The following is a 22,400-nucleotide window of genomic DNA, read 5'->3' as shown; positions in this document are numbered from 1 at the left end:
AACGCCAATTGGCGCAAGTGAAACACAAACCTCTTCGCAGCCTTCGGCTACTCGCCAAGGGCGTCAGCTAATCGGTCGCCAATTTCCGCTCAAGTGAGTTAAGTCCCCATGCCCGTTGAGCTGGAAGTCACCACTGGAGCCTGCCGCGCTGCTGAGCAAAATCACTTCGCTGGGCAAACGGACTGGTTTTTTGAACGTGACACTGATTTCGATGTTAGCGGCGGGCAAGTGCGAATGGAGGGCCGCCAATGCGCGAGCCTTGAGCCACAACCCGTGGGCGATGGCCTTGGGCATGCCAAACAGCCTGGCGCTGGCCGCACTCAAATGGATCGGGTTGTAGTCTCCCGAGACCTTGGCGTATTGGCGGCCAATGTTTGCCGGGGCGAACCAGCGGGTCAGTTCGGTCAGTGCAACGGGGGGCACACTCAGGGGGGCAGGCACTTCGCCGGGCAGCTCAACACCTTTGCACAACAACGTACTTTCGGCCTCCCACAAAGGCCCGAGCAGATCATCGACTTGGGTGACGAGATCAAAAGTCGCCCCCTTGGCGTGTTTTTGCAGGTTGTGCGCATACACGCCGATACGCAGCTGATTAACGCTACCCATTGGGCGTAAAACGCGGACGCGATTCGTCAGATGAATCAGGCCCAAGAGAGGGAAGGGGAAGTCGTTGTCAGTCAGCAATTGCATTTGCAAGCCGAAGGCGAGCACATGTGGATAGGTTGGGGGCAGTAATGGGCTCGGCACCAACGCGCAGACTTCGCGAAAGGCTGCCAAGGGTTTGGCCTGAACATCGACCCAGCAGCGCAAGCCCTGTTCTGGCAAAACGTTGCCGGTGATTTTGCGTTTGGCAGCGGCATGGGCATACAGCGCAGGCAAATGCGGCGCAGTGTTGAGGTCGTGCCAACTTATGGTCATGTGCTATGCCCCCAAAATGCTTTGCCCACATACCCGCAGCGCTTGCCCACTGATAGCACCCGAACCCGGTTGGCCAAGCCAGGCCACAGCTTCGGCGACGTCTTGAGGTAAGCCACCTTGGCCGAGCGAACTCATGCGGCGTCCGGCTTCACGCAGGGTAAAGGGAATATGCGCAGTCATTTGCGTTTCGATAAAACCCGGTGCGACAGCGTTGATGCTAATCCCGCGTTCGCTCAACAGCCCAGCCCAAGCCTGAGCCAGGCCAATCAGCCCGGCCTTGCTGGCAGCGTAGTTGGTCTGACCGCGGTTCCCGGCGATCCCGCTGATGGAGGCCAGCAAGACCACGCGGGCGTTATCGCGTAGCGCGCCGCTGTCGAGCAAGGCCTTGGTCAGCACTTGGGGCGCATTGAGATTGACCGCAAGCACAGCGTCCCAAAACTCGGGCGTCATGTTGGCTAAGGTTTTGTCCCGGGTGATCCCTGCGTTGTGAACCACAATATCGACACCGTCCGGTAACTGCTCGATGAGTTGCGCGGGAGCGTCTGGGGCGCAAATGTCCAACGCAATGCTGCGTCCGCTCAAGCGAGCCGCCAGCGCGTCCAGATCATTTTTGGCGGACGGTACGTCGAGCAAAACAACCTCGACGCCATCTCTGGCCAGGGTTTCGGCAATCGAAGCCCCAATGCCCCGAGCAGCGCCGGTAACCAGCGCTTTGCGTCCCGCCAGTGGGCGAGTCCAGTCCTGAACCTGAGCGGCGCAGGGTTCAAGGCGCAGCACTTGGCCGCTGACAAAAGCACTTTTGGGCGACAAGAAAAACCGCAGCGCGCCTTCAAGTTGGGCCTCGGCGCCTTCGCCGACGTACAGCAGTTGCAAGGTGCTACCACTTCGTAGTTCTTTGGCCAGGGAACGGCTAAAACCCTCAAGGGCGCGTTGGACGCTGGCGGCAAATGGGTCGCGCTGAGTTTCAGGGGCGCGGCCCAGAATGACGAGATGCGCGCAGTGCTCAAGGCTGCGCAACAAGGGTTGAAAAAACTCGCGCAACTGTTTGAGCTGATCGGTGTGAATCAACTCGCTGGCGTCAAACACCACGGCTTTAAGTTTTGGGCCTTGGCCCGGAATCCACGGGTTAGCAACCAATGGTTCAGGGCCATAGCTGAACACAGCATCAGTCAACTTACTGGCGAACACGTTGACCTGAGCTGCCAGCGCCCCGCCCCCAAGTAGTAAAGCCCCTTCAACGGGACGTAGCCGGCCGGCTTGCCAGCGTTCCAGTCGCACCGGTGCCGGCAGACCCAATGCGCCGACCAGACGATGGCCGATGGATGAGTTGGCGAAGTCGATATAACGGTCTGACATGGAACACTCTCCGACAGATGGGGTTCAAAGGGTTGACCACAAACATGTCATGGTCGTTCGATATCAGCTACAAGGCCTACGCTGATAACGATCAATGGCCTTGAAAGAATAGGGAACATCTTATGAGTCTGCGGCGAGTAGCAATTATTGGCGGTAATCGGATTCCGTTTGCGCGGTCCAACAGCGCGTATGCAACCGCCAGCAATCAGGCAATGTTGACGGCGGCGCTGGAGGGGCTCATCGAGCGGTATAACCTGCATGGTCTGCGCATGGGGGAAGTGGTGGCAGGGGCAGTGCTGAAGGATTCGCGCGACTTCAGCCTGACCCGTGAATGCGTGTTGGGTTCGCGCTTATCGCCGCAAACACCTGCGTATGACTTGCAGCAAGCCTGCGGCACCGGCCTTGAAGCGGCGTTGTTGGTGGCCAATAAAATTGCGTTGGGGCAGATTGAATGTGGCATTGCCGGTGGTGTTGATACCACCTCGGATGCGCCGATTGGTCTGAATGACGGGCTGCGCAAATGGTTGTTGCAGTTCAACCGAACCAAGGCGCCACTCGACAAGCTCAAAGCCCTGTTGCAATTGCGGCCTCACTTCCTGAAGCCAGAGTTTCCGCGTAATGGCGAACCGCGCACCGGGCTGTCGATGGGGCAACACTGTGAATTGATGGCCCAGGCGTGGAACATCCCTCGCCAAGAGCAAGATGAGCTGGCGTTGCACAGCCATAAAGCGCTGGCTGCGGCCTACCATCAGGGCTGGGAAGACGACTTGCTCACGCCGTTTATGGGCTTGGTGCGTGACAACAATCTGCGCCCAGAACTGACGCTGGAAAAACTCGCCGCCTTGAAACCCGTGTTCGAGCGCAGCGCCAAGGGCACGCTGACAGCTGGCAACTCCACGCCGCTGACCGATGGGGCGTCGGTTGTATTGCTGGGCAGCGAAGCATGGGCCAAAGAGCGCGGGCTGCCGGTTTTGGCGTATCTGCGGGATGGGGAAACCGCCGCAGTAGACTTCGTTCACGGTGCAGAAGGTTTACTGATGGCTCCGGTGTATGCCGTCCCACGACTGTTAGCGCGTAATGGTCTGAGCTTGCAGGACTTTGACTACTACGAAATTCACGAAGCCTTTGCTGCGCAGGTGCTATGTACCTTGAAGGCTTGGGAAGACGCCGACTACTGCAAGAAAAGGCTTGGGCTGGATGCACCGCTGGGCTCAATTGATCGCAGCAAACTGAACGTTAAAGGCAGCTCACTGGCTGTAGGCCATCCGTTTGCCGCAACGGGTGGGCGGATTGTGACCAACATGTCCAAATTGCTCGCCACGGCCGGGCAGGGGCGAGGTCTGATCTCGATCTGCGCGGCGGGCGGTCAAGGCGTGACGGCGATTATTGAGCGTTAAGCGGACAAGCTCAAACCTGCGGCAGCGACTACGACATTCGCATTGGACTAACGGGCAGGTGCGGTGAGGGGGCTTTGCTCAGCGTTTTGTTGCCGATTGCGGTTGGCGTAGTGCTCGGCCATGACTGAGCACACGATCAGTTGCAGCGGGTGGTAGATCATGATCGGTAACAAAATGAGGCCCAGCCCAGGGTGAGCGCCAAAGATCAGCGCGGCCATAGGCGCGCCAGCGGCCAGTGATTTTTTGCTGGCGCAAAACACGGCAGCGATTTCATCGCGGGTGCTGAATTTCAAGGCGCGGGCGGTGCGAGTGGTCAGCCACAAAATCACAGCCAATAACACGGCACTGCCGATCAGGGCGCTGAAAATCACTGAAGTGCCCTGTTGTTGCCACATGCCTGAAACCATCGAATTGCAGAACGCCGCATACACCAGCAACAGAATCACCACTTTGTCGACGATGCTGGTGTAACGCTTGTGGCGGGCGAAAAAGCGCCCACACACCGGGCGCATCAATTGCCCCAGAACCAGCGGCAGCAACAGCATGGCGCACAGATCAAGCAGGGTTGAGCCCAAGTCGATACCGCCTGAGCCGCTGCCCATCACGAAACTTACCAGCAACGGTGTGAGAAAAATCCCCAGTACGCTGGAGAGACTTGCATTGAGAATGGCTGCCGGCACATTGCCGCCCGCGCTGGCGGTCAACGCCACTGACGAGGAAATGGTTGAAGGCAGCGCACACAGGTAGAAGAACCCCAGCATCAAGAGCGGCGGGATGTGCGTACTTAGCAGTGTGTTGGCGAGTACCCATATCAACGGGAACACGACAAAGGTGAACCCCTGCACCATCACGTGCAGGCGAATGTTCTTCAGACCATGACTGATTTGTTCGCTGGACAGGTTGACCCCGTGTAGGAAGAACACCAAAAACACACCAATGTTTATCACCCATTCTGCGTGCATAGCGCCGCCGGTACTGCCGAAGTGTGGAAACACATACGCCAGAAAAGTTGCCAGCAACATGCCGCACAGGAACCAGTCGGTGAACAGTCGTTTGAGGTGTTTGAGCACAGGCATCGCAGGCACCGGGATATTGTAAGAATTAGTAACTTAGCCTAACGTCGAGCCTCACTGACGTCTTGCGACATAAGGCCAACCAATGCCGTCAAACGGACAACGAGGGGCACCCCGCGAAATTCCTGCGCTCGATACCTTGCCGCGGCCGTTGTACGCCCGCGCAGAGAGTTTGGGGGCGGGCTCGTGGACGCCGCGCCATCGGCATGATTGGGTGCAGTTTTCGTACGCCATCAGTGGCGTGTTGGGTGTGCATACCGACGAAGGCAGTTTCTTCGCCCCGCCGCAGTGGGGGATTTGGATTCCTGCCGGGCTTGAGCATGAAGTCATCACTTCCATGCGCGCAGAAATGCGCAGCCTGTATGTGCGCCCAGATGTTTGCCCGTGGGCATCCGGGCATTGCCGTGTGCTGGAAGTCTCGCCGCTGGCCCGCGAGCTGATTAAAAGTTTTTGTGCATTGGCGGTTGAATATCCCGAAGGTGGCAGCCCTGAGCAGCGATTGGTTCAGGTGTTGCTTGATCAATTGGCAGGCTTGCCTCAGGTGGGCTTCTCGCTACCCTTGCCGCGTCATGTGCGCTTGCTGGCTTTATGCAATGAGTTGATCGAGCGACCTGACGCGCAAGTGACATTGAGCCAGTGGGCCGAGCGCTTGGGAACGTCAGAAAAAACCCTGATGCGTTTGTTCCCGCGGGAAACGGGCTTGAGCTTTCGCAGTTGGCGTCAGCGCATGCGATTACTGTCGTCGTTGCGTGTACTGGAGGAGGGTGGCAGTGTGACAACCGCTGCCCTGTCGTGTGGATATGACTCCACGTCTGCATTCATTGCAGCGTTTAAAAAAATGTTTGGTTTCACGCCCGGCGAGCTATTCAGACATTGATTCGCTCTTTTTGGGAGGCAGCCTACATAAATTGAGCTTGGCTCTAGTAGGGTGCACAGGTGCCCATGACTGGATTAGTCGATGCTTGAACGTTAGCGCTCGTCTATCATCCAAAACGTTTGACGCAGGACGCGGCTTTCGAGATTTATCGGCACATGGAGTTGTGTGCAAGCGACTCTGAACGCGGTCACCCTCTCCCCGAGATGAGCGGATTGCCGTATAACGAGTGACATTCGCGTGTTTGGTAATAAAGGACCCACAATAAAAGCTGATGAAGACTCCAAAACGCTTAGAACCCCTGATCGAAGACGGTCTGATCGACGAGGTGCTGCGCCCACTCATGAGTGGCAAAGAAGCAGCTGTATACGTAGTGCGCTGCGGCGAGGAGCTGCGATGCGCCAAGGTTTACAAGGAGGCTAACAAACGAAGTTTCCGTCAGGCTGCCGAATATCAGGAGGGTCGCAAGGTTCGCAACAGCCGTCAGGCCCGAGCGATGGCCAAGGGCTCGAAGTTCGGTCGTAAAGAAACCGAAGACGCTTGGCAGAACGCCGAAGTGGCAGCGTTGTTTCGTTTGGCGGGTGCCGGTGTTCGGGTTCCCAAGCCATTCGACTTCCTGGAGGGCGTGCTGTTAATGGAGTTGGTGGCGGACGAGTACGGCGATGCCGCGCCACGTCTGAATGACGTGGTGCTGGAGCCAGATCAAGCCCGTGAATACCACGCGTTCCTGATTCAGCAAATCGTGCTGATGCTCTGCACAGGCTTGGTGCATGGCGACTTGTCCGAGTTCAACGTGCTGCTGACGCCTACGGGCCCAGTGATTATCGACTTGCCTCAGGCAGTGGATGCGGCGGGCAACAACCACGCATTCAGCATGCTAGAACGTGATGTGGGCAACATGGCTTCTTACTTTGGGCGCTTTGCTCCAGAGCTTAAGACAACCAAATACGCCAAAGAAATGTGGGCGCTTTACGAGGCGGCTACGTTGCATCCGGGTAGCGTGTTGACGGGCGAGTTTGAAGAGCCCGAGGAGTTGGCAGATGTCGGCGGTGTAATCCGCGAGATCGAAGCTGCGCGTCTGGACGAGGAACGTCGTCAGGCGGTGCGTGCTGCTGATGACGCGCCACCCAGCAAAACCGAAGAGCCGCCTCCACCGTGGATGCAGTAATTCGATGAATAAAAAATCCGGCTCAGGCCGGATTTTTTATGTCAGTAGCAATCGGCCATTATTCTGAACGTTGGAGTTGTTAATGGAGCAATACGCAAAAAGAATCAATGGAGGGTGCCTAATTGGAGGCCCGCGTGAGCTGTCTGAAGGCGATGGTTTTTTGAGTTCAAGCATGGGCTGCGTCGAGTCATGTTGATTGTTTTATTAGGTGTGCTGGTAGGTTTGTTGCTGGGTTTGACGGGGGCGGGCGGAGGCATTTTGGCCATCCCGGCTTTGACGTTGGGCTTGGGTTGGACGTTGGTTGAGGCAACGCCCGTCGCCTTGTTGGCCGTAGGCGTCTCGGCGGCCGCGGGTACGCTTGATGGTCTGCGCAAAGGTTTGGTGCGTTACAAAGCAGCGGCTTTAATGGCCGCAGCCGGGTGGATTGCCTCCCCGCTGGGGCTCTATCTGGCCAAGTTGCTGCCTGGCACGGTGCTGATGGGGCTGTTTGGCTGCGTGATGATGTTCATTTCACGGCGAATGTTCAGACGGGCTCAAATGCCCTGCGCGCAGGACGAGGCCCAAAACGCGCGAGAAAAGAACTGTCAGGTTAATCCTTGTACCGGGCGTCTGGAGTGGAATAGGCGGTGTACGACGACGCTGGTGTCTATCGGCGCAACGTCTGGGCTGTTGACCGGATTGTTGGGGGTTGGCGGCGGGTTCTTGATTGTGCCCGCCTTCAGGAAGTTCAGTGATGTGCCCATGCACGGCATTGTGGCCACTTCGTTGATGGTGGTGGCGCTGGTGTCACTGGGTACTGTGGGCCACTTGCTTTATCAAGGCGTCAGCCTGTCGGGTGATGCGGCGTTTTTTATCGGCGCGACGCTGGCCGGCATGATTGCTGGGCGTTTGGTCGCGCCTAAGGTTTCAAGCCAATTGATGCAGCAAGGGTTCGCGGTGCTCTGTGGCGTTATCAGTGTATTGATGATTAGCCAAGTGCTTATCGGTTAGCTGTAGCGGGGGCATTACTTGCACAGCAGCTCCCCGCCGCCAAGTCCTTGAGGATTGGGCAGTCAGGGCGGTGATCGCCTTGGCAGTTCTCGACCAGGTTCTGCAAGGTGTCACGCAAGCTGGTCAGCTCATGGATTTTTTGATTCAGTTGATCAATGTGTTGGCGTGCCAGATTTTTCACATCGCTGCTGGCCCGCTGGCGGTCCTGCCAGAGGGTGAGCAGTTTGGCGACTTCGTCCAACGAAAACCCCAAGTCGCGGGCGCGTTTGATAAACGCCAACGTGTGCAGGTCGTCGTCGTTGTACAGGCGATAGCCGCTTTCGCTTCGATGGGCGGGTTTAAGCAGGCCAATGGATTCGTAGTAGCGAATCATCTTGGCGCTGAGCCCACTGTGCTTGGCGGCTTGGCCGATATTCATGACGCGGGCTCCTTACTCAAGGTCCTTGGGTTTCCAGAATTTAAGCAACAACGCATTGCTGACCACGCTAACGCTGGAGAAGGCCATCGCTGCACCTGCCAGCACCGGGTTCAGAAACCCAAAAGCGGCCAGCGGAATGCCCACGGCGTTGTAGATGAACGCCCAAAACAAGTTCTCGCGAATTTTAGCGTAGGTTTTACGGCTGATTTCCAACGCCGCAGGCACTAATCGTGGGTCGCCGCGCATCAGCGTAATGCCCGCTGCGTGCATCGCCACGTCAGTACCGCCGCCCATCGCGATGCCAATATCGGCAGCCGCCAGTGCGGGGGCATCGTTAATGCCATCACCGACCATTGCCACTACACCGGTCTTTTTAAGCTCAGCCACTGTGGCGGCTTTGTCGGCAGGCAGCACTTCGGCGTGTACGTCTGTAATACCCAGTGCTTGAGCCACTACCCGCGCACTGCCGCGATTGTCTCCCGTGAGCAAGTGGCTGCTGATGTGACGCTCGTTCAGTTGCTTAATGGCAGACAGAGCGCCCGTTTTGAGCGTGTCACCAAAGGCAAACAGCCCCAGCACTTGCGGCGTCGGGCTTTGTTCGATCAGCCACGACAGGGTGCGGCCTTCGGCCTCCCAGGCGGTGGCGGAGTCGGCAAGGGTGCCCGCACTCAAACCGGTTTCTTCCAGCAAGCGCCGATTGCCCAGCGCCAAACGACGGCCCTGCAGCGTGCCGGCAATACCGCGTCCAGTCAGCGATTGGCTGTCCGTGACATCGGGCACGTTCAGGTCACGAGCGGCGCAGGCGTCCAACACGGCTTTGGCCAGTGGGTGTTCGCTGCCGCGTTGCAACGCGCCTGCGGCTTGCAACAGTTGGGCTTCGTCACCGTCCAGCGCACTGAAGTGGGCGATTTGCGGGGTGCCAGAAGTGAGGGTGCCGGTTTTGTCGAAGACCACGGCGCTGACTTCATGGGCGCGCTCCAGCGCTTCGGCATCTTTGATCAAAATCCCGTGGCGGGCTGCAACCCCGGTGCCGGCCATGATCGCGGTGGGTGTTGCCAAACCCAGCGCACATGGGCAAGCAATAACCAAAACGGCGACAGCATTGATCAGTGCGGTTTCGATCGGAGCGCCATAAAACCACCAGCCCAATAAGGTGGCGAGAGCAATCAGCAGCACCACCGGGACGAAAATCTGGCTGACCTTGTCCACCAACTTTTGGATAGGCGCCTTGCCAGCCTGTGCGTCTTCAACCAAGCGGATGATGCGTGCCAATACTGTTTCTGTGCCCAGCGCCAAGGTTTTGATGATCAAACGGCCTTCGCCATTGATGGCGCCGCCTGTGACTTTATCCCCAGGCTGTTTGGGGACGGGCAGGCTTTCGCCGCTGATCAGGGCCTCGTCTGCATGGCTTTGGCCTTCGACCACTTCACCGTCTACCGGGAAACGTTCGCCGGGTTTAACCAATACCCAGTCGTTCAGACGCAGATCACTGATGGCTACGTCTTGCTCTTGCCCATCCACCACGCGCAAGGCGCGCTCGGGGCGCAGCGCTTCAAGGGCGCGAATGGCACTGGCAGTTTGGCGCTTGGCACGGCTTTCGAGGTATTTGCCCAGCAGCACCAAGGCAATCACCACAGCAGAGGCTTCAAAGTACAAATGCGGCGTGGTGCCGACAGGCGTGACGGCCCATTGATACAGGCTCAGGCCATAGCCAGCACTGGTGCCGAGGGCGACCAGCAAGTCCATATTGCCGGCACCGGCTTTGACGGCTTTCCAGGCGGCGACATAAAACCGGGCGCCGAGAATGAACTGCACAGGAGTGGCGAGCGCGAATTGTGCCCATGCGGGCAGCATCCAATGTGTGCCGAAGGGCATAAGTACCATCGGCAGCACCAATGGCAGCGCTAATACAATTGCCAGCACCAGTGCCCAGCGTTCGCGCTGCAAGCGCTTTTGCTGATCATCTTGAGTGGCTTGCTCGCTTTGTTTGAGGCTGGCGGAGTAGCCAGCTTGGCTGACAGCGTTTATCAACAGGGCCGGATCAACCTGCCCCAACAATTGGACATGGGCGCGTTCGCTGGCGAGGTTGACGCTGACGTGTTTGACGCCGGGTACTTTGGCCAATGCTTTTTCGACACGGCCAGCACATGAGGCGCAGGTCATGCCGCCGATGTTCAGTTCCACGCTGTGGCTTGGCACGCTGTAACCCGCTTGCTCCACGGCCTCAATCAAGGCTGGCAAACTGTCAGCCGGGGCTTGAACACGGGCTTGTTCAGTGGCCAGATTGACGCTCACGGAGGTGACCCCTGGCACTTTGGCCAAGGATTTTTCGACGCGTCCTGCGCAACTGGCACAGGTCATGCCAGCAATCGGTAGATCGAACTGGGTGGGCACGAGCATTGCTCCTTAAGAAGTTATCCGTCCATAGAATCGACCTTGACCCAGTGGCAAGGTCAAGGCTTCTTACCGTTGTGCTTGGCCCTGTCTTAGGCTTTGTACGAAATGTATCTGCGCTCGGTTATGCGGCGTTAAAAACAGGTTCGGAATGCTCATTTACAACCCGTAAATTCTGCTTTATCGCCTGTTTTAGTCTTGCCTAACCGTCGCTCGAAAACATGTCGTACAGGCTTTAGTACTCCAGTTTGGCGGGTTTGAGGTACATGCCGTCTTTGCCGAGCGCGATACGGTATTTGCGTACATCCCCGGCCTTTAGTGTGAATTGCTGCGCAGGCGGCACTAACATGCCAGGCAGACACCCCGGTGATTGCCCTGGCAGCAATTTCAGTCGAATGTCGACAGTGGCGGCGGGCAAGTTAAAAGATAGGGCTTGCTCCTGAAACAAGCGCCCGGCCAGTTGGTCATCTATATAGACGCCGACTTCACAACTGGTTGGCACCTCAAGACGCTCGCGGGAAATAATCAATACCCCGTAGTCCTGATCGGCGTTTGCCCACAGCGGTAAGCTGGCAAGACCTAAAAGGCTGACTAGGCTCAAAGCGGTCCAGCGCATGGCTAATATCCTGTTTTAAATCGTGAGGCGTGCAGCTTGGCCGAGCGCAAGACAGATTGCCAGTACGCTGACGCAACTCAAGGCTTGACCTTGCCACGATAGCAAGGTCAAAACTGTCGGCATCCCAACCAAGGAGGCGTGACCATGCAAACGTTCAAAGTAGAGGGTATGACCTGTGGTGGCTGTGCAAGCTCTGTGACTCGCGCAGTGCAACATGTGGATAAAGACGCAAAAGTAAAAGTGGATCTGGCCTCTAAAACGGTTGAGGTTGAGAGCACCTTGCCCTCATTGCAAATCATTGACGCGATTACCAATGCCGGGTTTGACGCGCGCACCGCTCACTAAGACTCGCCGTGCCCCCTTACAAAGGGGGCACGGGGTTATTTCATATACACCGCGAACTCAGGATCTACGATGGCTTTGCACTCGAACCCGGCCTTCGGCAACTGTTGCGGGTTCTGTTGCCTACTCCCAAGGCTCTATTAGCTAGCTCGCTATCTTTATGTTCAAGGTGTCTAAGCACGGCTAGACTACCGAGCTGCACTGACTGCAGTTCGACTGGGATACCCGATGAACTTTAGAACCATCCTGATTCTTGGCGCTTTGAGCGCTTTTGGTCCCTTGGCCATCGACTTTTACCTGCCGGGTTTTCCGGCAATGGCTCAAGCGTTTGCGACCGATGACAAACACATACAACTCACGCTTGCGGTGTATTTCCTGGGCTTGTCCATCGGGCAGTTGGTCTATGGGCCAATCGCTGACCGTTTTGGACGGCGCGTGCCGTTATTGGTGGGAGTGGTGTTGTTTACCACTGCATCCTTGGCCTGCGCGTTCGCTCCCACGCTGGAATGGTTGATCGGCGCACGCTTTGTGCAAGCGCTGGGCGGATGTGCGGGGATGGTGTTGTCCAGGGCGATTGTCAGTGATAAATGCGACGCCGTTGGCTCTGCCAAAGTCTTTTCGCAGCTGATGCTGGTGATGGGGCTAGCGCCGATTTTGGCGCCAATGCTCGGTGGCTTGCTGGTGAATCTGTATGGCTGGCAGTCGATTTTCTTCACGCTGACCGGTTTCAGTGCGCTGGCGGCTCTGGCTGTGGCGTTGGGTTTACCCGAGAGTTTGCCAGCCAATGTGCCGCGCCAACCGTTGTCGGGCGCACTGCGCCAATACGGTCGGTTGCTTATGGATCGCGAGTTCCTTGGGCACGCGCTGACTGGGGGGATTGCAATGGCCGGGATGTTTGCTTACATCGCGGGTTCACCTTTCGTATTTATCAAACTGTATGACGTCCCTGCTGAGCACTACGGCTGGCTGTTCGGCAGTAATGCCGCGGGCTTTATTTTGGTGGCTCAGATCAACGCTCGCATGCTGGCCAAGCGCGGCCCGGCATTTTTGCTGTCGCGCATGGTGTGGGTGTATCTGGCCGCAGGCTTGACGCTATTGGCTGTTAGCTCTTTGCACACTCAACAGCTGTGGCCGTTGCTGCTTCCGCTGTTTGTCTGCATTGCCAGTTTGGGCTGCATCATCCCTAACGCATCGGCTTGTGCCATGAGCGGGCAAGGTGCTCGTGCTGGCAGTGCTTCGGCCATGCTCGGGTGTTTGCAGTTCAGTGTGGCGGCAGCCGCCGCGTGGCTAGTGGGTGTATTGCACGATGGCAGTGCAATGCCAATGGCGATGGTCATCAGCCTGTGCGGGCTGGTGTCAGTGGCAATAGCCGTGGCAACCCGGCGGTTGTATACCGCACGGATCGCCGCTCAAGATTCGAACTGATCTAGCCAGCTAAGCGTTCAGGCAGTTTGTGCGGGGCTTGTAGGCGAGTTCGCAGCGTATCGACAAAGGCCCGGGCCTCAGATTCGCTGCGAAAGTTAACGGCTTGTTGGTCGAGTTGAACCTGCCACTGGCAGTCACGGGATCTTGCTAACGCCTTTATCAGGATTTTCATTTCTGGCCTCCTTAGGTTCGCAAAGGAGGCCAGTGTATGCCCGAAATCGCCGATAAATATGACGGGCATCAAGTCTCTGACTGACGGTTGAAAAATGGCCAGATCAGTCCCTCAGCCGCTGCTGTCAGAAACCTTCGAGCACAATCTTGCCTTTGGATTTGCCGCTTTCCAGCAGTGCATGGGCGCGGCGCAGGTTGGCCGCGTTGATGGTGCCAAAGTGCTCGCCTACGGTGGTGCGCAGCGTGCCCGCATCAATCAGTTCGGCGACGCGGTTCAGCAGGTGATGTTGCTCGATCATGTCCGGGGTTTCGAACAGCGAGCGGGTGTACATAAACTCCCAGTGCAACGACAGGCTCTTGCGCTTGAGCTTGATGATGTCGAGTGCTTTGGGATCGTCGATCAATGCCAACTTGCCTTGGGGGGCAAGGGCTTCGACCAGTTGATCTAAATGCTGATCAGTCTGGGTCAGGCTGGCCACGTGAGTGACAGCGTCGATGCCTTGGCGCTTGAGTTCTTCACTCAGTGGTTGGCTGTGATCGACGATCACGTCGGCGCCTAATTCACGAACCCATGTTTGGGTATCTGGGCGCGAGGCGCTGCCGATTACCTGTAGCGCCGTCAGTTGCTTGGCCAACTGAGTGAGGATAGAACCCACGCCCCCTGCGGCGCCAACGATCAACAGGCTTTGTTGCTTATCGGTGTTGCCTTGTTTGATACCCAAGCGTTCAAACAGCAACTCCCATGCCGTGATAGCGGTCAATGGCAGCGCGGCGGCTTCAGCGAAACCGAGGCTTTTGGGCATGTACCCGACAATTCGCTCATCGACAACGTGGCGCTCGCTGTTGGCACCGGCGCGTGCGATGGAACCAGCGTAGAACACCTTGTCCCCCACCTTGAACAGACTAACGTCGCTGCCCACTGCTTTGACCACGCCAGCCACATCCCACCCCAGCACTTTGGCGGAGCCAGCTTCTGGTTGCGCGTTTTGGCGTACTTTTGTGTCCACCGGGTTCACAGAAATGGCCTTGACCTCTACCAGCAAATCCCGCGGGCCAGCGAGCGGCTCGGGCAGCTCAATATCTTGCAGAGCCAGCGGGTCTTGAATCGGCAGTGAGTGATAGTAGGCGACAGCTTTCATGGGGCACGTCCTGAAGGTGGAAACAAAGTGGGCCGATGATTCGCTATTTCGCCCAATGATAAAACCGGCTAAAACAGCAGGCTCTTTCAATATTTTTTTGATAATCGACGGATTTATCCACAATGCTGCGTTTTGATGACCTGCAATTGTTTGTGCGCGCTGCTGACTTAGGCAGCTTGTCGGCGGCTGCGCGGGTAATGGATATGTCCCCCGCAGTAGCCAGTGCGTCACTTAAACGAATAGAAGCCCAGTTGGGAGCGCGCTTGTTGGCGCGCTCGACCCGCAGCTTGCGTTTAACGGCTGAAGGGCAAGGGTTTCTCGATTACGCCCGTGCGTCATTAAGCAGTCTGGATGAAGGGCGGCGCTTATTGGCCCGTGGGCAGGAGCAAGTCAGTGGGGTACTGCAGCTTTCTGCGCCGTCAGACTTCGGGCGTAATTTGCTGTTGCCGTGGTTGGACGAGTTTCAACGCGAGCACCCGCAACTGACGGTACGCCTGCTATTGGGCGATCGCATTGCGGATTTGTTTCGCCAGCCTGTGGATATTGCCTTGCGCTACGGAGAGCCAGAGGACTCCAGCTTGGTGGCGTTGCCGGTCGCTCGTGAAAACCGTCGAGTGTTGTGTGCCTCTCCAGCCTATCTGGCACGCAAGGGGGAGCCGCGTCAGCTTGAGCACCTGCTGCAACACAATTGCCTGTTGTTCATGCTGGGTTCTCGGATTCATGACCATTGGCAATTTCATGATGGGAGGCGTGAACTTGGGCTTACGGTGAGTGGTGATCGGTTCAGCGATGATGCGGATGTGGTGCGCTTATGGGCTGTGGCTGGCGCCGGGATCGCTTATAAGTCTTGGCTGGACGTGGCGGGGGATGTGCAGGCTGGGAGGCTGAAGGTGTTATTGCCCGAGCTTGAATGTGAGCGCGCGCCATTGAACATGCTGTGCGCACATCGTGCGCAGCTGAGCAAGCCGGTGAATTTGTTGCGCGATATGCTCAGTGAACGCTGTGCAACGTTATCTGAAGCGCGGAACTGATAGAGGTTGGCGAAGGCTGCGATCGGTTGAAGGTTATGATCGCAGCCAAGGGGTTCACACCATTTACGGCTTGATCAAACGCGCATCCAGGCTGTTTTGAGCCAAACGCTTGGCTTGATCCTGGGTCATGCCCAAGTGAGTGTGCAGTGCGTGGAAGTTCTCAGTCATGTAACCGCCGAAGTAGGCCGGGTCATCGGAGTTGACGGTGACTTTCACCCCACGCTCCAGCATGTCGAGAATGTTGTGCTGCGACATGTGGTCGAACACGCACAGCTTGGTGTTGGACAGCGGGCACACGGTCAGCGGGATCTGCTCGTCGATGATGCGCTGCATCAAGCGCTCGTCTTCAATTGCGCGTACGCCGTGGTCAATGCGCTGAATTTTTAGCAGGTCGAGGGCTTCCCAGATGTACTCAGGCGGGCCTTCTTCACCGGCATGGGCAACTGTCAGAAAACCTTCGTCACGGGCACGGTCGAACACGCGCTTAAACTTGCTCGGTGGGTGGCCCATTTCGGAGCTGTCCAGACCTACAGCGATAAACGCTTCACGAAACGGTAGCGCTTGGTCCAGTGTTTTTTCGGCTTCGTCTTCGCTCAAATGGCGCAAGAAACTCAGAATTAAACCGCTGGTGATACCCAGTTGTTGCTCGCCATCTTTGAGTGCGCTGGCGATGCCATTGAGCACCACTTCAAACGCAATGCCACGATCGGTGTGGGTTTGCGGGTCGAAGAAGGGCTCGGTGTGAATCACGTTTTGTTCTTTGCAGCGCAGCAGGTACGCCCAAGTCAGGTCGTAGAAATCCTGAGAGGTGCGCAATACATCAGCACCTTTGTAGTAAAGGTCGAGGAACTCTTGCAGGTTGTTGAAGGCATACGCTTTACGCAGGGTTTCGACGTCATCCCAAGGCAGTGCGATTTTGTTGCGCTCAGCCAGTGCGAACAGCAACTCAGGTTCCAGAGAGCCCTCAAGGTGCATGTGCAATTCAGCTTTTGGCAGGGCGTTTAGCCAGTCATACATAACAATTTTTCTCATCAAATCAGGTACAGATGGCGGTATTCTACAGGCGCTCGACGACGCAACTTGTAAAAAAACGCCCGCCATTTGTCGCGGGGCAGGGGCGGCGTTTTTACGCCGCCGTGCCTAACAGCTACCAAGCAATGGTCTGACCTTTGTAGTCGATGAAGTAATGGCCGCCTTTGCCGGCATAGGCATTCACTTGCTCGACCAGGCCGCGGGTGCTGGTTTGGACGTCAATCTCTGCACCTTCGCCTCCCATGTCAGTTTTTACCCAGCCCGGATGAAGCGTGAGCACTGTGGGCCGATCTTCTGCGAGCTGGCTGATAAAGGTGTTGGTCATGGAGTTGAGCGCAGCTTTGCTGGCTTTGTAGAGGGCTAGTTCTGGTGCGTCAGGGGCGGTGATGCTGCCAAGGCCTGAACTCATAAAGGCCAGAACCCCACTGTCTTTGCGGATTTTGCTCACGAACGCTTGAGCCACATTAATGGGCGCCACACTGTTGGTTAAGAACAGTTGGCCGATTTCAGTCAGGCTGGCGTTGCCAGAGGTTTGGTCTTCCGGGCCTTTGATGCCTGCGTTTATGAACACCAGATCAAAGACTTCAGTGTCTAATTTTTTGCTCAGGGCCTTAATAGCTTTCTGATCGTCTATGTCCAGCTGTTCAATTTGAACGAGTGTTAGAGCGCTTAGTTTTTCGGCTTTGCTTAGATCTCGGACAGTGGCGGTGACTTGCCAGCCATCGCTCACCAGTTCATTCACTAGGCCCAAGCCCAGCCCACGTGAAGCGCCAATGATGAGTGCTTTTTTTACTGTCATGAGTCGCGTCCTTTGAATGTTAAAAGGGAGTCACCGTAGAAGCTTTTACGCCTTCAATGGCCAGATGCCCAGTGCATGGGCTGGTTAAAAAACGTACAAAATCAAGCAGCCTTTACGGGGTGCGCATTCCCATTGGGTTTGCACGGGTTATCCACAGGTTGTTCCACAGGAACTGTGCGCAACCCTTTTGCTTGGGTATAAGCACCGAGCGGTTGGGTTCGAACCGTGATAACCGAGCATAAGACACTGTTTCAACTGCAATTTAGTTTGCATCAAGGCTTATTGATTAAAAAGCGTACAAATCTGTCCAGGGCATGCGGGCTGCGGGCTACAGCTGTGTGTGCTCAGGTTATCCACAGTTGGGTGCACAGTGGCTGTGGGCAACTCAATGAATGGGGTGAAGGATTAATTTTCGTCACTTTCAAGCGTTTTTCGTTGCAGTAAAATCCTGCCGCGACTGAGGTCGGCTAGCTGCTGTTGCAGCGTCAAAATGTGCTCTTCGCCTAATGCGAGCTGCAGCTCTACCCCGTTAGCAGTGAACGACTCGCCAACCAGCAAGCCATTTAGTTCGTTCAGGCGCAGCTTGACCAAGGCGAGTTCGCTGAAGCTGCAAGCGCAGTGCAGCGAGACGCGGCTTATGAGTGGGACTTTTTCGGCATTTTGCAGACATTTATTGGCACCGCCGCCATACGCCCGCGCGAGCCCGCCCGTGCCAAGCTGAATGCCGCCGTACCAGCGGATGACCACTACGGCGACTTGATCACAGTCCTGGGCTTCGATGGCGGACAAAATCGGGCGTCCAGCCGTGCCACCGGGCTCACCATCATCGCTGCTGCGGTATTGGGCGCCGAGCTTCCAGGCCCAGCAATTGTGAGAGGCGCTCAAATCGCTGTGCTGCTCAATAAAAGCCTGTGCTTCCTGGGCATTGGTAATGGGGGCTGCATAGGTGATGAAGCGGCTTTTGCGGATTTCTTCGTGAAACTCACACAGACGGGTCAGGGTTGAAGGCATAGGGATTCCAGATCATTCGGTGTAGGCGTCTGCAGTGTATTGGTGAGGCTTTTTCACGTTAGCGCGTGGCTTCTAGGCTCTCAAGAAAACTTTCCAGTACCAGATGTGGGCGCCGACCTTTACGGGTGACGGAGGCCAGGCTTAAGTCATAAAAACGGGTTTTTGGCTTTAGCGGCCGCAACCGGCCTTGTTGCACCCAAAGGCTGGCGTAATGATCAGGTAAGTAGCCGATGTAACGTCCCGTGAGGATCAAAAAAGCCATGCCTTCACGATCTGACGCGCTGGCGGTGCAGTTGAGTGCTAGATAGTGAGCCTGAATCTCAGAGGGCAGGCGAAAAGTGGGTGCTATCGCGTCCTGATCATTGAGTCGCTCATCGTCCAGTTGCCGATCATCTACATAGAAAAGCGGATGCCCTACCGCGCAATAGAGTAGGGAGCGCTCACTGTACAGTGGTTGATATTCGAGCCCTGAAAGCGCGCTGGCTTGTGGGACCACGCCGACGTGAAGGCGCCCGTCGAGCACCCCTTGTTCGACTTCGTTAGGGGAGATCATGCGAATCTGTATCTGTACGTCAGGGCCGCGTTCTTTAAGTTGGGCCAGTGCGTGGGTGATGCGCATGTGGGGGAGGGTGACGAGGTTATCGGTCAAGCCGATAGTCAGTTCACCCCGCAGATGTTGATGCAGGCCATTAACTTCGGTACGAAAGCTTTCCAGTGCACCCAATAACTGCAGCGATGACTGATACACCTCGCGGCCTTCTTCTGTCAGCGAAAACCCGGCCCGCCCACGTTGACACAGGCGTAAACCCAGGCGCTGTTCGAGGTCGCTCATTTGTTGACTGATAGCTGAGCGGCCAATACCCAATACGGTCTCTGCTGCTGAAAAGCCACCGCATTCCACCACGCTGCGAAAAATGCGCAGCAATCGAATATCAAAGTCGCTGACTTGGGCCAGTGCGTCGGGGCGGCGGCTGCTCATAGTTTAGTAATCGCCTAACTAAAGGTTAGAAGAGTTGGATTTCATAGACTTTATAGCCGTGGCAATTTAGCTGCAAGAACGCTTTTGATCCCACGCTGCTTTCTGCTTTGCGAGGTTTTGCCAATGAACATGCCCGAAAACGCCGAATTGAACGTGACCAGCCAGCTTAAGCTGGATGCTCACTGGATGCCTTACACCGCCAACCGTAACTTCCACCGTGACCCGCGCTTTATCGTTGGCGCGAAGGGCAGCTATCTGACTGATGATAAAGGTCGGCAAATTTACGATTCGTTGTCAGGCCTCTGGACCTGCGGCGCAGGGCATACTCGCACTGAAATTCAGGAGGCCGTGGCCAAGCAATTGGGCACTCTCGATTATTCGCCTGCGTTCCAGTACGGCCATCCGTTGTCATTCCAATTGGCAGAGAAAATTACCGAGCTGACGCCGGGGAATCTCAATCACGTGTTTTTCACGGACTCGGGTTCTGAGTGTGCGGATACGGCAGTAAAGATGGTTCGTGCTTATTGGCGCTTGAAAGGCCAATCGACCAAAACCAAGATGATTGGCCGGGCCCGTGGTTATCACGGTGTGAATATCGCGGGTACTAGTCTGGGCGGTGTAAACGGCAACCGTAAGATGTTTGGTCAAGCGATGATGGACGTTGATCATCTGCCGCACACATTGCTGGCGAGCAATGCGTTTTCTCGTGGGATTCCTGAGCTGGGCGGTATTGCTCTGGCGGATGAACTGCTCAAATTGATCGAGTTGCATGATGCTTCAAACATTGCAGCTGTTTTTGTGGAGCCGATGGCGGGCTCTGCCGGTGTGTTGGTGCCGCCGCAGGGGTATCTGAAACGTCTGCGTGAAATCTGCGATCAGCACAACATCCTGTTGGTGTTCGATGAGGTGATTACCGGGTTTGGTCGTACAGGCTCAATGTTCGGAGCCGACAGCTTTGGCGTCACACCGGATCTGATGTGTATCGCCAAGCAAGTGACTAACGGCGCAATCCCTATGGGGGCTGTTATTGCAACGAGCGAGATTTATCACACGTTCATGAATCAGCCTACGCCCGAGTACGCCGTTGAGTTTCCACATGGCTACACGTATTCGGCTCACCCGGTGGCATGTGCTGCGGGCATTGCGGCACTTGATCTGCTGCAAAAAGAAAACTTGGTACAAAGCGTGGCTGAAGTTGCCCCGCATTTTGAGAATGCGCTGCATGGTTTGAAGGGTGTTAAAAACGTCATTGATATTCGTAACTACGGTTTGGCGGGTGCGATTCAGATTGCGCCACGTGATGGCGATGCAATTGTCCGTCCGTTCGATGCGGCCATGAAGCTGTGGAAGGCTGGCTTCTATGTGCGCTTTGGTGGTGACACGCTGCAATTTGGGCCAACGTTTAATAGCAAACCTCAAGACTTGGATCGCCTGTTCGATGCGGTGGGTGAGGCGCTGAATCAGATTGACTGATCCCTTCTATATAGAAGAAACATTTTCGACTTTTGACAGGCGCTTAATGTTTGCGCCGTAGATACGTTATTTGGAGCCCCAATGAGCACGATTCAACATTTGATCAATGGCGAGATGGTGAGTGATGCTGGTCGCACTGCGGATGTATTTAACCCGTCGACTGGCAAGGTGATTCATCAAGTGCCGTTGGCCAGCCGCGAGACCATTCAGAAAGCTATTGATACAGCCAAGGCGGCATTCCCTGCGTGGCGTAATACGCCGCCAGCCAAGCGTGCTCAAGTCATGTTTCGCTTCAAGCAGCTACTGGAGCAGAACGAAGCACGCATCTCTCAGTTGATCAGCGAAGAGCATGGTAAGACGCTCGAAGATGCCGCCGGTGAGTTGAAGCGTGGGATCGAGAACGTGGAATACGCCTGTTCGGCTCCTGAAATCTTGAAGGGGGAGTACAGCCGCAACGTAGGGCCGAATATTGATGCGTGGTCGGATTTTCAACCAATAGGCGTTGTTGCGGGTATTACGCCTTTTAACTTCCCTGCAATGGTTCCGCTATGGATGTACCCGTTGGCCATTGTGTGCGGGAACTGCTTCATCCTTAAGCCGTCGGAGCGAGACCCAAGTTCGACCTTGTTGATCGCACAGTTGTTGCAAGAAGCGGGCTTACCTAAGGGTGTTTTGAGCGTGGTGCATGGCGACAAGGCGGCGGTGGATGCCTTGATCGAAGCGCCGGAAGTGAAGGCATTGAGTTTTGTGGGGTCGACTCCGATTGCTGAATACATCTACGCCGAAGGCACTAAGCGCGGCAAGCGCGTCCAGGCACTGGGTGGTGCGAAGAACCATGCGGTGTTGATGCCTGACGCAGATCTGGATAATGCGGTCAGTGCATTGATGGGCGCTGCTTATGGTTCATGCGGTGAGCGCTGCATGGCGATTTCGGTTGCTGTGTGTGTCGGTGATCAAGTCGCAGATGCACTTGTTGCTAAGTTGGTGCCACAGATTGAGGCTCTAAAAATTGGAGCAGGCACTTCGTGTGGTCTGGACATGGGGCCACTGGTTTCGGGGCAGGCGCGCGACAAGGTTAGCGGCTATGTTGCCGATGGCGTGGCGGCGGGTGCGGAGCTAGTAGTGGATGGCCGTGGATTGAGCGTTAAGGATCACGAAGAGGGGTTCTTCCTGGGCGGCTGCTTGTTTGATCACGTGACGCCTGAGATGCGCATCTATAAAGAAGAGATCTTTGGGCCGGTACTGTGCATTGTTCGGGTCAATAGCTTGGAAGCAGCGATGCAACTGATTAATGACCACGAGTACGGCAACGGTACGTGCATCTTTACCCGTGACGGAGAGGCCGCACGGTTGTTCTGCGATGAAATCGAAGTGGGAATGGTGGGAGTTAACGTACCGCTGCCGGTGCCGGTGGCCTATCACAGCTTTGGTGGATGGAAGCGCTCGCTGTTTGGTGACTTGCACGCTTATGGGCCGGACGGCGTGCGTTTCTATACGCGTCGCAAGGCAATTACTCAGCGCTGGCCACAGCGTGCGAGTCATGAGGCTTCGCAGTTTGCATTTCCAAGTTTGTAATGCAGGCTTGAACACTGTCTCTATATAGATAGTAGAACAGAGGCCAGTCGCAAGGCTGGCCTCTGTTTTTGGGGTTTTTAAAGCGATATGACAGAAATATGAAAACAGTGCTTGACCTAGAATTCTAACGGCCTATAATTCGCCCCACTTCCGGCGCAGTCGAAACGGAAAACTCCTTGAGTATCAATGAGTTGTACGGTTTTCGGCAGTATCAGCTTC

Annotated in this window: 21 protein-coding genes; 9 read left to right on the top strand and 12 right to left on the bottom strand. The window is 56.1% G+C overall.

Annotation, left to right across the window (positions count from 1 at the left end):
- Window positions 1-63: 63 nt before the first annotated feature.
- Together ACZRJQ_RS17270 and ACZRJQ_RS17265 are read right to left on the bottom strand one after the other, a co-directional pair.
- A complete protein-coding gene (locus ACZRJQ_RS17270) occupies window positions 64-918 on the bottom strand; it encodes a MaoC family dehydratase (RefSeq protein WP_463979541.1) in 855 nt (284 codons plus the stop codon).
- Between the two features lie 3 nt (window positions 919-921).
- Window positions 922-2,274 carry a 3-oxoacyl-ACP reductase gene (locus ACZRJQ_RS17265; protein WP_463979540.1) on the bottom strand — a complete coding sequence of 451 codons (1,353 nt, stop codon included), beginning with the start codon at window positions 2,272-2,274 and terminating at the stop codon, window positions 922-924.
- A gap of 122 nt (window positions 2,275-2,396) precedes the next feature.
- Between ACZRJQ_RS17265 and ACZRJQ_RS17260 the strand changes: the two genes are divergently transcribed.
- The gene (locus tag ACZRJQ_RS17260; RefSeq protein ID WP_463979539.1) at window positions 2,397-3,671 is read left to right on the top strand and encodes an acetyl-CoA C-acetyltransferase; all 1,275 of its coding nucleotides are present in this window, start codon (window positions 2,397-2,399) and stop codon (window positions 3,669-3,671) included.
- Between the two features lie 47 nt (window positions 3,672-3,718).
- Here ACZRJQ_RS17260 and ACZRJQ_RS17255 read toward each other — a convergent pair whose 3' ends face one another.
- On the bottom strand, window positions 3,719-4,747 hold the full coding sequence (locus tag ACZRJQ_RS17255) for a bile acid:sodium symporter family protein (protein ID WP_463979538.1): 1,029 nt from the start codon (window positions 4,745-4,747) through the stop codon (window positions 3,719-3,721).
- A gap of 82 nt (window positions 4,748-4,829) precedes the next feature.
- Between ACZRJQ_RS17255 and ACZRJQ_RS17250 the strand changes: the two genes are divergently transcribed.
- From ACZRJQ_RS17250 to ACZRJQ_RS17240, 3 genes are all read left to right on the top strand, one after another.
- Window positions 4,830-5,621 carry an AraC family transcriptional regulator gene (locus tag ACZRJQ_RS17250; protein ID WP_463979537.1) on the top strand — a complete coding sequence of 264 codons (792 nt, stop codon included), beginning with the start codon at window positions 4,830-4,832 and terminating at the stop codon, window positions 5,619-5,621.
- Window positions 5,622-5,892: 271 nt separating this feature from the next.
- On the top strand, window positions 5,893-6,786 hold the full coding sequence (locus ACZRJQ_RS17245; protein WP_463979536.1) for a PA4780 family RIO1-like protein kinase: 894 nt from the start codon (window positions 5,893-5,895) through the stop codon (window positions 6,784-6,786).
- Between the two features lie 189 nt (window positions 6,787-6,975).
- A complete protein-coding gene (locus ACZRJQ_RS17240) occupies window positions 6,976-7,776 on the top strand; it encodes a sulfite exporter TauE/SafE family protein (RefSeq protein ID WP_463979535.1) in 801 nt (266 codons plus the stop codon).
- Here ACZRJQ_RS17240 and cueR read toward each other — a convergent pair.
- From cueR to ACZRJQ_RS17225, 3 genes are all read right to left on the bottom strand, one after another.
- Window positions 7,766-8,194: a Cu(I)-responsive transcriptional regulator gene (cueR, locus tag ACZRJQ_RS17235; RefSeq protein ID WP_463979534.1), complete on the bottom strand. Its 429-nt coding sequence runs from the start codon at window positions 8,192-8,194 to the stop codon at window positions 7,766-7,768. The genes ACZRJQ_RS17240 and cueR overlap by 11 nt on opposite strands.
- Window positions 8,195-8,206: 12 nt before the next feature.
- The gene (locus tag ACZRJQ_RS17230; RefSeq protein ID WP_463979533.1) at window positions 8,207-10,594 is read right to left on the bottom strand and encodes a heavy metal translocating P-type ATPase; all 2,388 of its coding nucleotides are present in this window, start codon (window positions 10,592-10,594) and stop codon (window positions 8,207-8,209) included.
- Window positions 10,595-10,823: 229 nt separating this feature from the next.
- The gene (locus ACZRJQ_RS17225; RefSeq protein WP_463979532.1) at window positions 10,824-11,204 is read right to left on the bottom strand and encodes a hypothetical protein; all 381 of its coding nucleotides are present in this window, start codon (window positions 11,202-11,204) and stop codon (window positions 10,824-10,826) included.
- Window positions 11,205-11,348: 144 nt separating this feature from the next.
- Here ACZRJQ_RS17225 and ACZRJQ_RS17220 point away from each other — a divergent pair, with 144 nt between their 5' ends.
- Entirely contained in the window at window positions 11,349-11,549 is a 201-nt protein-coding gene (locus ACZRJQ_RS17220) for a heavy-metal-associated domain-containing protein (protein ID WP_463979531.1), read from the top strand.
- Window positions 11,550-11,774: 225 nt separating this feature from the next.
- Window positions 11,775-12,971, top strand: a complete 1,197-nt coding sequence (locus tag ACZRJQ_RS17215; protein ID WP_463979530.1) for a multidrug effflux MFS transporter — start codon at window positions 11,775-11,777, stop codon at window positions 12,969-12,971.
- A 1-nt stretch (window position 12,972) separates the two neighbouring features.
- Here ACZRJQ_RS17215 and ACZRJQ_RS17210 read toward each other — a convergent pair whose 3' ends face one another.
- The gene (locus ACZRJQ_RS17210) at window positions 12,973-13,143 is read right to left on the bottom strand and encodes a hypothetical protein (RefSeq protein WP_463979529.1); all 171 of its coding nucleotides are present in this window, start codon (window positions 13,141-13,143) and stop codon (window positions 12,973-12,975) included.
- Window positions 13,144-13,267: 124 nt separating this feature from the next.
- Window positions 13,268-14,281 (bottom strand): zinc-binding alcohol dehydrogenase family protein, encoded by a 1,014-nt coding sequence (locus ACZRJQ_RS17205; RefSeq protein WP_463979528.1) that lies wholly within the window; start codon window positions 14,279-14,281, stop codon window positions 13,268-13,270.
- A 122-nt stretch (window positions 14,282-14,403) separates the two neighbouring features.
- Here ACZRJQ_RS17205 and ACZRJQ_RS17200 point away from each other — a divergent pair, with 122 nt between their 5' ends.
- Entirely contained in the window at window positions 14,404-15,312 is a 909-nt protein-coding gene (locus ACZRJQ_RS17200) for a LysR family transcriptional regulator (protein WP_463979527.1), read from the top strand.
- A 63-nt stretch (window positions 15,313-15,375) separates the two neighbouring features.
- On the opposite strand, the gene ACZRJQ_RS17195 is transcribed toward ACZRJQ_RS17200, so the two are convergent.
- The 4 genes from ACZRJQ_RS17195 to ACZRJQ_RS17180 all read right to left on the bottom strand — a co-directional run bounded on the left by ACZRJQ_RS17195 (window position 15,376) and on the right by ACZRJQ_RS17180 (window position 19,133).
- Entirely contained in the window at window positions 15,376-16,329 is a 954-nt protein-coding gene (locus tag ACZRJQ_RS17195; protein ID WP_463979526.1) for an adenosine deaminase, read from the bottom strand.
- A 130-nt stretch (window positions 16,330-16,459) separates the two neighbouring features.
- The gene (locus ACZRJQ_RS17190; RefSeq protein WP_463979525.1) at window positions 16,460-17,143 is read right to left on the bottom strand and encodes an SDR family oxidoreductase; all 684 of its coding nucleotides are present in this window, start codon (window positions 17,141-17,143) and stop codon (window positions 16,460-16,462) included.
- A 405-nt stretch (window positions 17,144-17,548) separates the two neighbouring features.
- Window positions 17,549-18,154, bottom strand: a complete 606-nt coding sequence (locus ACZRJQ_RS17185; protein WP_463979524.1) for an IMPACT family protein — start codon at window positions 18,152-18,154, stop codon at window positions 17,549-17,551.
- A 58-nt stretch (window positions 18,155-18,212) separates the two neighbouring features.
- The gene (locus tag ACZRJQ_RS17180; RefSeq protein ID WP_463979523.1) at window positions 18,213-19,133 is read right to left on the bottom strand and encodes a LysR family transcriptional regulator; all 921 of its coding nucleotides are present in this window, start codon (window positions 19,131-19,133) and stop codon (window positions 18,213-18,215) included.
- 123 nt (window positions 19,134-19,256) lie between these two features.
- Between ACZRJQ_RS17180 and aptA the strand changes: the two genes are divergently transcribed.
- Both aptA and ACZRJQ_RS17170 read left to right on the top strand, forming a co-directional pair.
- The gene (aptA, locus tag ACZRJQ_RS17175) at window positions 19,257-20,606 is read left to right on the top strand and encodes an omega-aminotransferase AptA (RefSeq protein ID WP_463979522.1); all 1,350 of its coding nucleotides are present in this window, start codon (window positions 19,257-19,259) and stop codon (window positions 20,604-20,606) included.
- 81 nt (window positions 20,607-20,687) lie between these two features.
- A complete protein-coding gene (locus ACZRJQ_RS17170; protein ID WP_463979521.1) occupies window positions 20,688-22,181 on the top strand; it encodes a CoA-acylating methylmalonate-semialdehyde dehydrogenase in 1,494 nt (497 codons plus the stop codon).
- Window positions 22,182-22,400: the final 219 nt, after the last annotated feature.

It is taken from the genome of Pseudomonas sp. E315 (assembly GCF_055406205.1).
The sequence above is the reverse complement of the archived record's forward strand: the minus strand, read 5'-3'. Positions and strand labels throughout refer to the sequence as shown.

Bases quoted from the DNA above. Each gene is read 5' to 3' on its own strand.
- ACZRJQ_RS17200 (WP_463979527.1), top strand. From the start codon at position 14,404: ATGCTGCGTTTTGATGACCTGCAATTGTTTGTGCGCGCTGCTGACTTA.
- ACZRJQ_RS17210 (WP_463979529.1), bottom strand. From the start codon at position 13,143: ATGAAAATCCTGATAAAGGCGTTAGCAAGATCCCGTGACTGCCAGTGG.
- ACZRJQ_RS17255 (WP_463979538.1), bottom strand. From the start codon at position 4,747: ATGCCTGTGCTCAAACACCTCAAACGACTGTTCACCGACTGGTTCCTG.
- ACZRJQ_RS17240 (WP_463979535.1), top strand. From the start codon at position 6,976: ATGTTGATTGTTTTATTAGGTGTGCTGGTAGGTTTGTTGCTGGGTTTG.
- ACZRJQ_RS17215 (WP_463979530.1), top strand. From the start codon at position 11,775: ATGAACTTTAGAACCATCCTGATTCTTGGCGCTTTGAGCGCTTTTGGT.
- ACZRJQ_RS17245 (WP_463979536.1), top strand. From the start codon at position 5,893: ATGAAGACTCCAAAACGCTTAGAACCCCTGATCGAAGACGGTCTGATC.
- ACZRJQ_RS17270 (WP_463979541.1), bottom strand. From the start codon at position 918: ATGACCATAAGTTGGCACGACCTCAACACTGCGCCGCATTTGCCTGCG.
- ACZRJQ_RS17265 (WP_463979540.1), bottom strand. From the start codon at position 2,274: ATGTCAGACCGTTATATCGACTTCGCCAACTCATCCATCGGCCATCGT.
- ACZRJQ_RS17205 (WP_463979528.1), bottom strand. From the start codon at position 14,281: ATGAAAGCTGTCGCCTACTATCACTCACTGCCGATTCAAGACCCGCTG.
- aptA (WP_463979522.1), top strand. From the start codon at position 19,257: ATGAACATGCCCGAAAACGCCGAATTGAACGTGACCAGCCAGCTTAAG.
- ACZRJQ_RS17225 (WP_463979532.1), bottom strand. From the start codon at position 11,204: ATGCGCTGGACCGCTTTGAGCCTAGTCAGCCTTTTAGGTCTTGCCAGC.
- ACZRJQ_RS17230 (WP_463979533.1), bottom strand. From the start codon at position 10,594: ATGCTCGTGCCCACCCAGTTCGATCTACCGATTGCTGGCATGACCTGT.
- ACZRJQ_RS17185 (WP_463979524.1), bottom strand. From the start codon at position 18,154: ATGCCTTCAACCCTGACCCGTCTGTGTGAGTTTCACGAAGAAATCCGC.
- ACZRJQ_RS17170 (WP_463979521.1), top strand. From the start codon at position 20,688: ATGAGCACGATTCAACATTTGATCAATGGCGAGATGGTGAGTGATGCT.
- ACZRJQ_RS17250 (WP_463979537.1), top strand. From the start codon at position 4,830: ATGCCGTCAAACGGACAACGAGGGGCACCCCGCGAAATTCCTGCGCTC.
- ACZRJQ_RS17180 (WP_463979523.1), bottom strand. From the start codon at position 19,133: ATGAGCAGCCGCCGCCCCGACGCACTGGCCCAAGTCAGCGACTTTGAT.
- ACZRJQ_RS17260 (WP_463979539.1), top strand. From the start codon at position 2,397: ATGAGTCTGCGGCGAGTAGCAATTATTGGCGGTAATCGGATTCCGTTT.
- ACZRJQ_RS17190 (WP_463979525.1), bottom strand. From the start codon at position 17,143: ATGACAGTAAAAAAAGCACTCATCATTGGCGCTTCACGTGGGCTGGGC.
- ACZRJQ_RS17220 (WP_463979531.1), top strand. From the start codon at position 11,349: ATGCAAACGTTCAAAGTAGAGGGTATGACCTGTGGTGGCTGTGCAAGC.
- cueR (WP_463979534.1), bottom strand. From the start codon at position 8,194: ATGAATATCGGCCAAGCCGCCAAGCACAGTGGGCTCAGCGCCAAGATG.
- ACZRJQ_RS17195 (WP_463979526.1), bottom strand. From the start codon at position 16,329: ATGTATGACTGGCTAAACGCCCTGCCAAAAGCTGAATTGCACATGCAC.